The organism is Ideonella sp. sgz306126 (assembly GCF_056032705.1).
Window position 1 is genome coordinate 504,672 of record NZ_JBVYWP010000004.1, and the last position, 12,961, is coordinate 517,632.

The following is a 12,961-nucleotide window of genomic DNA, read 5'->3' on the forward strand; positions in this document are numbered from 1 at the left end:
TCACTGCAGGCCCAGCAATCGGGCCACGTCATTGGAAAGGGCGATGGACATCATCAGCAAGAGCAGGAAGGCTCCGCCGCGCTGCAGCCATTTCAGCCACAGGTCCGAGACCGGTCGACCGGTCGCGCCCTCGAAAAGATAATACATCAGGTGTCCGCCATCGAGCATCGGCAGCGGCAGCAGGTTCAGCACCCCCAGGCTCACGCTGACCATGGCCAGAAAGTCCAGGTAATCGCTCAACCCGTGCCTGGCGGACTGCCCGGCATAGTCGGCGATGGTCAGCGGTCCGCTGAGGTTGCGCAGCGAGGCCTGGCCGACAACCATCCGCCCCATCATGCGCAAGCTCAGCACGGCGGTGTCCCACACGCGCCGCGCGCCGCGGGCCAGCCCATCCACCGGTCCCAGGCGGACCTTGACCATCTCGAAAGGACGCCCCAGGTAGGCGTCGATACGGCCGACGGACCGCCCCCCGTCGTCGACCTGTCGGGGCCGGACCTCCAGCGTCATGGCCCGCCCGTCGCGATCGATCTGCCAGTGCATCACGGTCCCTGGCGCCGTCTGCCGGATGCGCTCTCGCAACTGCGGCGCATCGGCGACCGCCAAGCCATCCACCGACAGCACCTTGTCGCCCTTGCGCAGCCCGGCCCGGTCTGCCGGCCCGCCCGCCTCGATCTCGCCCAGCACCGGGTCACTGTAGGGGCCGCCCAGGCCGATCTGACGCATCGTCTGCGCATTCAGATCCTGGGTGTCAAGGCGATCCAGCGGCAGCGTGACGACGCGTTGGTGTTCCGCCCGGGCATCGCTGACCTGAAGCTGCAGCGCCTGATGATCGACCGCCGCCTGGGTGATCTGCCAGCGCAGCGCGTTCAGCGACGCGACGTCCTGCCAGGCGCCGTCCCCCTCGGCGACGGCCGTCACCCAGTCGCCGGACCGCATCCCGGCCTGGTCGGCCAGACTGCCGGGCAGCGGTGCCGCCAGCAGCGCCCGCGGCTCTTCGATGCCCACCCAGTTGGCAGCGGCATACAGCAGCACACCGAGGATCAGATTGGCCAGCGGTCCTGCCGAGACGACCATCGCCCGTCGGCTCAGCGGCTGGGCATCGAACGCCCTCGCGCGCTGGTCTGCGGGCACCGGCCCTTCCCGCCCGTCCAGCATGCGCACGTAACCGCCCAGCGGCAATGCCGAGAGCGTGAATTCGGTGGCCTCGGCCGACGCTTGCCGCCGCCAGACCACCGGCCCGAAGCCGATCGAGAACCGCAGCACGCGAATGCCGCACGCGCGTGCCACCCGGTAATGACCCCACTCGTGCACCGCGATCAGCACGCCCAGCGTCAGCAAGAAAGCCAGGATCGTGGTCACCATGCGTGCCCCTTGCTCAGCGCCCCATCGAGCGAGTCAAATCGACCGCCGCACGTCGCGCTTCGGCGTCCAGCGCCAGCAAGGCGTCCACCGACGCATGGGCGTCGAGCACCGGCACGACCCGTTCGAGCGTGGCGGCGTTGATCCGGTGGATCGCATCGAAGCCGATCCGCCCCTCCAGGAAGGCGGCCACCGCCTCTTCATTGGCCGCATTCAGCACCGCCGTGCTGCCATGCGGACCCCGCAGGGCATCCCAGGCCAGGAACAGTCCGGGGAATCGGTCCGGGTCGGGCGCCTCGAAGCTCAGCGCCGACAGTTGCCGGAAGTCCAGCGCCGCAGCCCCCGACGCGATGCGTTCCGGGAACGACAAACCATACGCGATCGGGACCCGCATGTCCGGCGTCCCCAGTTGCGCCAGCACCGACTGGTCGCGACAGACCACCATCGAGTGAACGATGCTTTGCGGATGGATCACGACCTCGATCTGCTCGGGCGCCAGATCGAACAGCCAGCGGGCCTCGATCACCTCCAGGGCCTTGTTCATCATCGTGGCCGAGTCGACCGAGATCTTGCGTCCCATGACCCAGTTCGGATGGGCACAGGCCTCGTCCGGGGTGACGCCGGCCAAGGAGGCCGGATCGCGCTGCCGAAACGGCCCCCCCGACGCGGTCAGCACGATGTGATCGATGCGGCGCGCCCAGGTGCTTCGATCCTCCGGCAGACACTGGAAGATCGCCGAATGCTCGCTGTCGATCGGCAACAGCGAGGCCCCCCCCTGCTCCACCGCCGCCATGAATTGCGCGCCGCCGACCACCAGCGCTTCCTTGTTCGCCAGCAGCAGGCGTTTGCCGGCCCTCGCGGCGGCCATGCAGGGCGGCAGTCCCGCCGCACCGACGATCGCGGCCATGACCGTATCGACCTCCGGATGCGCTGCGAGCTCCACCAGCGCGGCCGGCCCGTCCAGCACCTCGGTACGGCAGCCGGCCTCGCGCAGGCGCCGGCGCAACTCGCGGGCCGCCGCCGGATCGGACATCGCTGCCCAGCGGGGACTCCACTGCACACACTGGGCCGCCAGTTCCGGCACGCGCTGGTGGCCGGTCAGCGCCACGACGTCGAAGCGATCCGGATGGCGGCCCACCACGTCGAGCGTGCTGGTGCCGATCGAACCGGTGGCCCCGAGGATGCACAAGCGTTGACGATTCATGGCAGGCATTTTTCAGGAAAAGGAGACCGTGCGGGCAGCATTACATGGACGCCAGCGCCATCACGGCCGGCAACACCGGCAACAGCGCGTCCACGCGGTCGAGCACGCCGCCGTGGCCGGGCAGCAAGCCGCTGGAATCCTTGGCGCCGACCGCCCGCTTGGCCAGCGACTCGACCAGGTCTCCGGTCACGCTCAAGGCACACAAAAAGACCAGCGCCAGCGCCAGGCCGGCCCAGCCCAGGCGCAGTTGCAGGACTCGAAACAGGCTGCCCTCGGGATCGGCACCGGCATGCGCGGCGCTCAGCCAGACCGCTGCCAGGACGAACACGCCGGCCATGCCCGACCAGACCCCTTCCCAGCTCTTGCCCGGGCTGATGGCGGGCGCCAGCTTGTGCCGACCGAAGCGCCGGCCGCCGAAGTAGGCGGCGATGTCGGCCATCCACACCACAGCCAGCGCAGACAAGATGAACTCCAGGCCGCGCGCGCGCGCAGCGGCCATGGCGAGCCACGCGGCGCACAGCACCAGCACGCCGATCAGCAGGCGCAGCGAACGCTTCAACGCAGGCCACGCAGCCGGCCCGCGCTGCAAGGCCTGCCCGCCACCAAGAACCCAGCACGCGGTGGTGATCCACCAGGTTGCGGCCGGCGCATGGCGAGCCCACCCCGACCACCAGGCTACAGCGCACAACAACGCAACCCCGCCCCCCAGCGCCAGGGCCGACGGCAGACGCAACCCGTTCAGCCGGCCCCATTCCCAGCCAGCGGCACCGATCATCACCAGCGTCAGCAACCCGAACGGCAACGGGTTGTCGGACCACAACGCCGGCAGCAGTACGGCCAGCATCGCGAGCGCGGTCATCACCCGCTGCAGCAGCATCGCGAATTCAGGCCGAAGCCCCGCCGGATGCCGACGCAGTGCCAGCGGGGACGTTCACGCCACCGAAGCGCCGATCGCGCGCCGCATAAACGGCCAAGGCCTTGTCCATTTCGACTTCATCGAAGTCGGGCCACAGGCAATCGGTGAAATGGAACTCGGCGTAGGCCAGTTGCCACAGCAGAAAATTGCTCACGCGGACCTCGCCGCCGGTTCGGATGAACAGGTCGGGGTCCGGCGTGTGGGCCATCGCCATGTAGCTGCCCAACCGATCTTCCGTCACCTGTTCCGCCGTCAGGCCATCGGCGATGGCTCGCTGGCAGGCCTGGACGATGTCCCAGCGTCCACCGTAATTGAACGCGACGGTCAGCGTCAGACCGGGGTTGCTCTTCGTGCGCTCCTCGGCTTCGCGCCAGGCATTACGGACCTTGTCGGACACCGCGGAGCGGTCGCCGGCGATCCGGATCCGAACCCCTTGGCTCGCCAGCCCGGCCAGGTACTTGGCCACGCCGACCAGCACCAGGTTCATCAGGCCGGAAACCTCTTCCTCGGGGCGCTTCCAGTTCTCGGACGAAAACGCATAGACCGTCAGGTACTCGACACCGCGCTTCTGGCTGTGCTCGATCACGCGGATCAGCGCCTCCATGCCGAACTTGTGTCCGAAGATCCGAGGCATGAAGCGTTTACGGGCCCAGCGGCCGTTGCCATCCATCACGATGGCCACGTGCCGCGGCACGCTGGCCGCCGGCTGAGAGTCGGACATCAAGCCTCAGACCGCCAGAATGTCGGCTTCCTTGCCCTGCACCAGCCGGTCGATCTCGGCAATGGTGCGGTCGGTCAGCTTCTGGACATCGTCCTGCGCACGGCGCTCGTCGTCTTCCGACACGGCCTTGTCCTTCAGCAGTTTTTTCAGGTGCTCGTTGGCATCGCGCCGCAGGTTGCGCACCGCCACCTTGGCGTCTTCACCGGTGTGTCGAACCACCTTGGTCAAGTCTTTGCGCCGCTCCTCGGACAACGCCGGCATCGGCACGCGGATCAGATCGCCCTGCGACGACGGGTTCAGTCCGAGATCCGACTCGCGGATGGCCTTCTCGATCTTCGCGCCCATGCCCTTTTCCCAGGGCTGCACGCTGATGGTGCGGGCGTCGAGCAGATTGACGTTCGCCACCTGGCTGATCGGCACCATCGAACCGTAGTAGTCGACATGCACCTGATCCAGGATGCCAGGGTGGGCGCGGCCCGTGCGGATCTTCTGCAACTCGCCTTTCAGCGCCTCGATGGACTTGGCCATCTTGGTCTCGGCGGTTTTCTTGATATCGGCAATCGTCATTCCTGAAACTCCTCAGACATGCACCAAGGTGCCCTCGTCCTCACCCAGCACGACGCGCTTGAGCGCACCCGGCTTGAAGATCGAAAACACCTTGATCGGCAGCTTCTGATCGCGGCAGAGCGCAAACGCGGTGGCATCGAGCACCTGCAGATTCTTCGCAATCGCCTCGTCGAAGCTGATGCGGTCGTAGCGGGTCGCGTGGGGATCCTTTTTCGGATCGGCGCTGTACACCCCGTCGACCTTGGTCGCCTTGAGCACGACCTCGGCACCGATCTCTGCACCCCGCAGCGCTGCCGCCGTGTCGGTGGTGAAGAACGGGTTGCCGGTGCCGGCGGCGAAGATCACGACCTTGCCTTCTTCCAGGTACTGCAGCGCCTTGGGCCGCACATAAGGCTCGACGACCTGCTCGATCGAGATCGCCGACATGACGCGAGCCGTCATGCCCTCCTGGCGCATGGTGTCAGCCAAGGCCAGCGAATTCATCACCGTGGCCAGCATGCCCATGTAATCCGCCGTCGCCCGGTCCATCCCGACCGAGCCCCCGGCCACGCCGCGAAAGATGTTGCCGCCGCCGATCACCACCGCCACCTCGCACCCCAACCGGGTCACCTCCTGCACCTCGCGCACCATGCGAACGATGGTGGCGCGGTTGATGCCGTAGGCGTCGTCGCCCATCAGGGCTTCGCCGGAAAGTTTGAGCAGGATGCGCTTGTACGCCGGCATGCAGGGGTCCTTGGACAGTGGGTGGCAGCAACGGGTTGAAAGTGTAAGCGGCGGCGCTGCCAGACAGCCCCGCCGCTCCGGGAACGGCAAGAAAGCTTTACGCTCCCTTCGCAGCGGCGACCTGCGCAGCCACTTCGGCCGCAAAGTCGTCGACCTTCTTCTCGATGCCCTCGCCCACGACGTAGAGCGCGAAGCCCTTGACGTTGGTCTGGCTCGCCTTGAGCATCTGCTCGACGGTCTGCTTACCGTCAGCCGCCTTCACGAAGACCTGGTTGAACAGCGAGACTTCCTTCAGGTACTTCTGGACACCACCCTCGATGCGCTTGGCCACGATCTCGGCCGATTGCACCGGCTTGCCTTCGGCCTGGGCCTTGGCAGCATCTTCCGCCGCCTTGGCCGCAGCGACCGAGCGCTCGCGCTCGACCAGGTCGGCGGGCACGTCGGCCGAGGTCAGCGCCACCGGCTTCATCGCGGCGATGTGCATGGCCACGTCCTTGGCCGCCACAGCGTCGCCCTCGAACTCGACGACCACGCCGATGCGGGTGCCATGCAGATAGCCGGCCAGCGGACCGCCGTTGGCCCAGCGCTTGAAGCGGCGGAACGACATGTTCTCGCCGATCTTGCCGATCAGGCCTTTGCGCACGTCTTCCAAAGTCGGGCCGAAGCCGTCCTGCTCGTAGCCCAGTGCGCCCAGCGCCTCGAGGTCGGCCGGACCGTGCTTGGCCACCAGTTCGGCCGCCGCCTTGGCCAGCGCCAGGAAGCTGTCGTTCTTGGTGACGAAGTCGGTCTCGCAATTCACTTCGATCAGAGCGCCGGTAGCGCCGTCGATGAAACTGGCGACCACGCCTTCCGCGGTCACGCGCGAGGCCGCCTTGCCGGCCTTGGTGCCCAGCTTGACGCGCAACAACTCTTCGGCCTTGACCATGTCGCCTTCGGCTTCGGTCAGGGCCTTCTTGCACTCCATCATCGGGGCATCGGTTTTGCCGCGCAGTTCGGCGACCATGCTGGCGGTGATTGCAGCCATCGTATTTCTCTCCGTTGCTTGCGACGCCGGATGCATCATCCGGCGCCCTGGGTAGGGTAAATCTTCGGGTCTCGTGAAAAAGGGGCTGTCACAGCCCCTCGGTCACTGGCGCACGCGGCGCCGTCTCCAGGACTCAGGCCTGCTCGTTGACTTCGACGAACTCGTCGCCATCGGCCGCCACCGCCTGGACCAGGTCGTGACCGGCGTTGGCCTTGCCTTCCAGCACCGCGTCGGCAACCGCCTTGGCATACAGCGCCACAGCCTTGGCCGAATCGTCGTTGCCCGGAATGATGTAGTCCACGCCTTCGGGCGAGTGGTTGGTATCGACCACGCCGATCACCGGAATGCCCAGCTTCTTGGCTTCGGCCACCGCGATCTTGTGGAAGCCCACGTCGATCACGAACATCGCGTCCGGCAGCGCGTTCATGTCCTGGATGCCGCCGATGTCCTTCTCGAGCTTGGCCAGCTCGCGGTCGAACAGCAGCGCTTCCTTCTTGATGCGCAGTTCGGTGCCCGAATCCTTCTGGGCCTGCATGTCCTTGAGCTTCTTCAACGATCCCTTGACGGTCTTGAAGTTGGTCAGCATGCCGCCGAGCCAACGCTGGTCCACATAGGGCATTCCGGCTCGCTGGGATTCAAGCGCGACGACTTCACGTGCCTGGCGCTTGGTGCCGACGATCAGGATGGTGCCGCGCTTGGCCGAGAGCTGCCGCACGAACTTCATCGCTTCCTCGAACTTCGGCAGCGTCTTTTCGAGGTTGATGATGTGGATCTTGTTGCGGTGCCCATAGATGTACGGTGCCATCTTGGGATTCCAGAAGCGGGTTTGGTGGCCGAAGTGCACACCGGCTTCCAGCATTTCGCGCATTGAAACGGACATAGGTTCTCCGAAGGTTGGGTCTAGAATCCCGACACACATCGCAATGCGGTTTACACCTTGTAAACAGCAGCATCGCAACACCTTTTGATGTCGGGTTCGCGGATCGGATCAGGGGCTTGAAGGGTGCCCTGCAGCAAGGCACACCACCACGAGCCGCCCGTTCCGGCTGATCTGGATGCCTGGCGATGAAATCACCACCCGGTCATGCAGATAAACCCGCAAATTATAGCAGGACGGCACGTGCCGCCCCAAGCCACTTCCTGGACTCGGTCCCACGCCTCGGCGCGCGCATCCTTGCGTCCGGGAGCCCGCTGACCATGCGCATCGCTGTGATCGGCGCCGGCATCCACGGCGTCACGACGGCCTATGAATTGGCCACCGAAGGCCACCAGGTCACCGTGCTGGAACGTCAGGGCAGCATCGCCTCGCAGGGCAGCTTCGCCGGTGCCGGGCTGATCTCGCCGGCCTACCTGGGCGCCTGGAGTCGGCCCGGCCTGTCGGCACCTTCGCTGGCCCCCTGGTCGGGCTCGGACAGCCCCCGGCGATGGCGCCTGCCCACCCCCGCCCGTCTGCACTGGCTCTGGCGATGGCGGCAGGCGGCCCGCGCCGGCCGCATCGAGTCGTTTCGCCAGTCGCTCCATGAACTCGCCCGGCACAGCCAGGAGCGCCTGGATGCGTTGAGCCGCTCGCTCAAGCTGGACTACGAGCAGCAGACGGGACAACTGGTGTTGCTGCGCAAGCAGCGCGATCTGGACCGCATGGCACCGGGCCTGCGCTGGCTGGAGCAGGCCGGCGAAGCGCACCAGATCCTGGACGGCAAGGCAGCGCGCCAGTTCGAGCCCGCACTGAACGCCGACACACCGTTGCAGGCGGCGATCTACCTGCCCGGCGCCCGCGCGGTGAACGAACGCCAGTTGGCCCACCTGCTCAAGGACGCATCGCTGCGCCTGGGGGTCTCGTACCGCCTTTACCGCGAAGTGCTCGGCATCGTCCCCGGTCAGCCGCTGCGCATACTCAGCCGCAGTGCCGAACCGCACGCGGCGCCGCGCGGACCGTCGTCGGCCGTGCCCGACCAGGACGAGTTCGACGCGGTGGTCCTGTGCGCCGGACTCGCCGCCCCCGCGCTGCTGCCTGGCCTGGGCAAGACGCTGCCGCTGGCAAGCGTGCAATGCCACTCCATCACCGCCCCGGCGCGCCTGCTCGAGGCGACGCCGGAACCGGGGCCGCGCACCACCGTGCTGGACGAACGCCACCAGGTCAGCATCACCCGCCTGGGCCAGCGCATCCGCGTCAGCGGTGCGCTGCGATTGGACGGCGACGGGCAACGCGCCGAGCCGGCGGCACTCGCCACGCTGTACAAAGTCATGGACGACTGGTTTCCCGGCGCAGCCCGGACCTCGCGGGCGATCGAATGGCGCGGCCCCCGCCCGACCACCGTCGACGGCCTGCCGGTGATCGGCCGCAGCGACGTCGCCGGCGTCTGGCTGAACCTCGGCCATGGGGTGACCGCCTGGGCCCTCGCCTGCGGCGCGGCGCGGCTGCTGGCCGATCAGATGGCGGCACGCGCGCCCGCGGTCGATCCCGCGTCGGTGGCGCCGGACCGACTGCGCTAAGCTGAGCCCATCCTGCTTTGATGGCGATCCGGATGTCTCCCTCGACACTGCAACAGGTTGACGCCAGCGACGGCTTGTCGCTGCACGACAGCGCCGCCTCGCGCGCGCTCGAGGCGGCCGCCCAGGCTCGCGTGCCTGCCTTTGCGCTGATGGCCCGTGCCGGCGCCGAGGCGGCACGGCTCACGTTGGCGCGTTTCCCGCAGGCCGGCCGCATCTGGGTCGCCTGCGGCCCCGGCAACAACGGCGGTGACGGGCTGGTGGCGGCCACCCTGCTTCAAGCGGCCGGCCGGTCGGTTCATGTCTCGTGGACCGGCGATGCCGTGCGCATGCCGGCGGACGCCCGCCAGGCTCTGGGTGCGGCACAGGCGGCCGGTGTGGTGGTCCATGACGGCCCTCCCCCACCTGGGTCCTGCGATCTGATCATCGATGCGCTGCTGGGCCTGGGCCAGATCCGCGCGCCCGCGGGCGGCGTGGCGGAGGCGATTCGGCATATCTCCGGCATGACGTCGCCAGTGCTGTCGCTGGATCTCCCGACCGGCCTGTGCGCCGACACCGGGCGCCGCTGGGGCGAGCCGCTGGTCCGGGCGACCGCCACCTTGTCGCTTCTGACGCTCAAGCCAGGGCTGCTGATGGCCGATGGCCGGGACGCCGCCGGCGAGCTCTGGTTCTCCGACCTGGGCGTGGCCGGGCTGGATCTCGGCGCAGACCGCGTCGCGACGGCGCGCCTGGCCGGGGTGACCGACGCGCGACGCCTGTTGCCGCCCCGGTCGCACGCCAGCCACAAGGGGCGCCATGGCGACGTGTGGATCATCGGCGGCGCCGTGGGCATGTCGGGCGCCGTGCGCCTGGCGGGCCGCGCCGCCTTGGCAGCCGGGGCCGGGCGGGTTCACGTCTGCCCTCTGGACGACACCGCGTGCGACGACGACGGCGCGCCGGAACTGATGTTTCGCGCCCGGAGCGCCTGGCGCTCCGACTCGACGTGGTCCACGGCCACCGTGGTGTGCGGCTGCGGCGGCGGACCGTCGATCGGCTCGACCCTGCCGGCCCTGTTGCACCATGCCGGCCGCCTGGTGCTGGACGCCGACGCACTGAATGCGCTGGCCGCCGACCCGATGCTGGCGGCCCTGACGAGCGCGCGCGGCCGCGCCGGTCGAGCCACCGTAATCACCCCGCATCCGCAGGAGGCCGCCCGTCTGCTGGCCTGCGATACGACGCAGGTCCAGGCGGACCGCCTGGCCAGTGCGCAAACGCTGGCCGATCGATTTCAAGCGGTGGTGGTGCTGAAGGGTTCCGGCACCGTGGTGGCTGCCCCGCGCCGGCGCCCGACGATCAATTCCAGTGGCAACGGTCGTCTGGCCACGGCAGGTACCGGCGACGTGCTGGCGGGCTGGCTAGGCGGCCTGTGGGCAGCCTCGGCCGAGGCGCCGCCGACGCTGGAGGGTGCCTTCGCCGCGGCGCTGGCTGCCGCCTGGCTGCACGGCCGCGCCGCCGAGATGGACACCCGGACGGGCGCACAGGCACTGGCCTTGCCGGCCTCGCAACTGATCCAGGCCATGCAGCACACGGCCGCCGGGCTGGCTTGAACCCGGCGTTCCACCATGCGGGCCCGCGCGCTCAGGCGCCTTGGATGGCGCCACCGTCAACGCTTGAGCCGGTCCTTGCCCGCTTTGGGCGCGGCCTGCGCCGGCCGCCGCGCGCCTGAGTCCGCCGCTTTGCCCTTGGAGGGCCTGGCCGGCTTGACCTCCGCCTTGCTCGGGCGAGATGACTTGCCGGCCCGCGCGGCACGCGCTGCGCGTTTCTGGTCGCGATCATCGGCCTCGACCTCGGCCAAGGCTTCGCGTGCCGTTCCTGCCTTGCGCGAGGCCAGGTCAGTCGATCGGCCGCGTGCCGGTGGCCGTGCCACCTCGCCCTCGCGCACGATGCGGAAATCGATCCGGCGGCTGTCGAGATCGACCCGGCTGACCTGGATGCGCACACGGGCACCGATCGCATAACGGATGCCGGTGCGTTCGCCGCGCAGTTCCTGACGGGCCTCGTCGAAGCGGAAATACTCGCCGCCCAATTCGGTGATGTGCACCAGGCCTTCGACATACAGCGAATCCAGCGTCACGAACAGGCCGAAAGCGGTGACGGCACTGACCGTGCCACCGAACTCCTCGCCCAGGCGCTCCCGCATGTAGCGACATTTCAGCCAGGCCTCGACATCGCGCGAAGCCTCGTCGGCCCGCCGTTCGTTGGCACTGCAGTGCGCGCCCGCCAGTTCCCAGCGCTCGAGTTCGGCGATCTGGGGCTTGGCGCTGCGGCCCGCCCTGCGGAGTTTGGGGAACTCGGTCACCTCGCCGCTGGAAAGGTGGTAGCGGCGCGACAGGAGAATGGCCTTGATCGCACGGTGCACCAGCAGGTCCGGATAGCGGCGGATCGGGCTCGTGAAATGCGTGTACGCCTCATAAGCCAAACCGAAGTGGCCGCTGTTGGCGGGCGTGTAGATGGCCTGCTGCATCGAGCGCAGCAGCATGGTGTGAATCTGCTGTGCGTCGGGCCGGTCCTTGGTGGCCGTGGCGATGGCCTGGAACTCGGCCGGCCGGGGCTCGTCGCTGATCGCCAGGCCCAAGCCCAGCGCCTTCAGGTAGTTTTGCAGTGTCACCCGCTTTTCAGGTGTCGGGCCTTCGTGGACCCGGAACAGCGAGGGATGTTCGGCCACGTTGATGAAGTCCGCGGCGCAGACGTTGGCCGCGAGCATCGCCTCCTCGATCAACCGGTGGGCGTCGGTGCGCACGCGCGGAACGATCTTCTCGATGCGCCCGTTGTCGTCGCAGACGATCTGGGTTTCGGTGGTCTCGAAGTCCACCGCCCCCCGCCGCGCCCGGGCCTTGAGCAAGGCCCGATAGACCTCGTGCAGGTCCAGCAGGTGCGGCATCAGGTCGCGCCGCCTGCTGGCCTCGGGGCCTCGGGTGTTGGCCAGTGCCGCCGCCACCTCGGTGTAGGTCAGGCGGGCCTGGGAGCAGATCACCGCCGGATAGAACTGGTAGGCCTGCATCTCGCCATCGGCGGCGATCAGCATGTCGCACACCACGGCCAGGCGATCGACCTCGGGATTCAACGAACACAAGCCGTTGGAGAGCTTCTCCGGCAGCATCGGGATCACGCGGCGCGGGAAATAGACCGACGTGGCCCGCTCGTAGGCGTCCTGGTCGATCGCCTCGCCCGGCTTCACGTAATGGCTGACGTCTGCAATCGCCACCAGCAGACGCCAACCCTTCGAAGCGGCCTTGCCGCGCCCGGTGGTATGGGGCTCGCAATAGACCGCGTCGTCGAAATCGCGCGCGTCTTCGCCGTCGATCGTCACCAACGGCACGTCGCGCAGGTCGATGCGATGCTTCAGATCGGAGGCCCTCACCCGATCCGGCAGGGCGGCCGCCTGGGCCAGCGTCTCGGGCGAGAACCGGTGCGGCACCTCGTATTTGCGGACTGCGATCTCGATTTCCATGCCGGGATCGTCGATCTCGCCCAGAACTTCGGTCACCCGGCCCACGGGCTGCGAATACATCGACGGCGGCTCGGTCAATTCGACCGCCACCACCTGCCCGGCGACGCCGTTGGCGATCGCGTTCTTCGGCACCAGGATGTCCTGGCCGACACGCCGGTCTTCCGGTGCGACCAGCCAGACGCCGTTCTCGTTGAGCAGGCGGCCGATGATCGGTGCCTTGCGCCGTTCGAGGATATCGATCACGCGGCCCTCGGCGCGCCCCTTGCGGTCAAAGCGGATGACGCGAGCCCGCACCCGGTCTCGGTGCATCACGCTGCGCATTTCCTGCGCCGACAGGTACAGATCCGGTTCGCCGTCGTCGCGGTGGACAAACCCATGGCCATCGCGGTGGCCGATCACGACCCCCTCCACATCGGCCATCAATGCGCCTGCAGCGGCGCCGCTTTGGGTCTCAGTTTTAGTTTTGA

General features: G+C 68.1%; 11 protein-coding genes. 2 read left to right on the forward strand and 9 right to left on the reverse strand.

Annotated elements, in window-relative coordinates:
* The 8 genes from rseP to rpsB all read right to left on the reverse strand — a co-directional run bounded on the left by rseP (window position 1) and on the right by rpsB (window position 7,394).
* Complete coding sequence (gene rseP / locus AC0N04_RS14740; RefSeq protein WP_474282944.1) at window positions 1-1,362, reverse strand: RIP metalloprotease RseP; 1,362 nt, start codon at window positions 1,360-1,362, stop codon at window positions 1-3.
* Window positions 1,363-1,375: 13 nt separating this feature from the next.
* Window positions 1,376-2,563 (reverse strand): 1-deoxy-D-xylulose-5-phosphate reductoisomerase, encoded by a 1,188-nt coding sequence (ispC, locus tag AC0N04_RS14745; RefSeq protein ID WP_474282946.1) that lies wholly within the window; start codon window positions 2,561-2,563, stop codon window positions 1,376-1,378.
* A 40-nt stretch (window positions 2,564-2,603) separates the two neighbouring features.
* Window positions 2,604-3,440: a phosphatidate cytidylyltransferase gene (locus tag AC0N04_RS14750; RefSeq protein WP_474282948.1), complete on the reverse strand. Its 837-nt coding sequence runs from the start codon at window positions 3,438-3,440 to the stop codon at window positions 2,604-2,606.
* Between the two features lie 7 nt (window positions 3,441-3,447).
* Window positions 3,448-4,200 carry a polyprenyl diphosphate synthase gene (gene uppS / locus AC0N04_RS14755; protein ID WP_474282950.1) on the reverse strand — a complete coding sequence of 251 codons (753 nt, stop codon included), beginning with the start codon at window positions 4,198-4,200 and terminating at the stop codon, window positions 3,448-3,450.
* A gap of 6 nt (window positions 4,201-4,206) precedes the next feature.
* Window positions 4,207-4,767: a ribosome recycling factor gene (gene frr, locus AC0N04_RS14760; protein ID WP_474282952.1), complete on the reverse strand. Its 561-nt coding sequence runs from the start codon at window positions 4,765-4,767 to the stop codon at window positions 4,207-4,209.
* 12 nt (window positions 4,768-4,779) lie between these two features.
* Window positions 4,780-5,490, reverse strand: coding sequence for a UMP kinase (pyrH, locus tag AC0N04_RS14765; RefSeq protein ID WP_474282954.1), 711 nt, complete (start codon window positions 5,488-5,490; stop codon window positions 4,780-4,782).
* 97 nt (window positions 5,491-5,587) lie between these two features.
* Window positions 5,588-6,514, reverse strand: a complete 927-nt coding sequence (gene tsf, locus AC0N04_RS14770) for a translation elongation factor Ts (RefSeq protein ID WP_474282957.1) — start codon at window positions 6,512-6,514, stop codon at window positions 5,588-5,590.
* Window positions 6,515-6,647: 133 nt separating this feature from the next.
* Window positions 6,648-7,394, reverse strand: coding sequence for a 30S ribosomal protein S2 (gene rpsB, locus AC0N04_RS14775; protein ID WP_474282959.1), 747 nt, complete (start codon window positions 7,392-7,394; stop codon window positions 6,648-6,650).
* Window positions 7,395-7,711: 317 nt separating this feature from the next.
* On the opposite strand from rpsB, the gene AC0N04_RS14780 reads away from it, so the two are divergent.
* Window positions 7,712-9,007 (forward strand): FAD-dependent oxidoreductase, encoded by a 1,296-nt coding sequence (locus tag AC0N04_RS14780; RefSeq protein ID WP_474282961.1) that lies wholly within the window; start codon window positions 7,712-7,714, stop codon window positions 9,005-9,007.
* A gap of 32 nt (window positions 9,008-9,039) precedes the next feature.
* Window positions 9,040-10,590 (forward strand): NAD(P)H-hydrate dehydratase, encoded by a 1,551-nt coding sequence (locus tag AC0N04_RS14785; RefSeq protein WP_474282963.1) that lies wholly within the window; start codon window positions 9,040-9,042, stop codon window positions 10,588-10,590.
* A 56-nt stretch (window positions 10,591-10,646) separates the two neighbouring features.
* Here AC0N04_RS14785 and rnr read toward each other — a convergent pair whose 3' ends face one another.
* A complete protein-coding gene (gene rnr / locus AC0N04_RS14790; RefSeq protein ID WP_474282965.1) occupies window positions 10,647-12,914 on the reverse strand; it encodes a ribonuclease R in 2,268 nt (755 codons plus the stop codon).
* Window positions 12,915-12,961 lie beyond the last annotated feature (47 nt).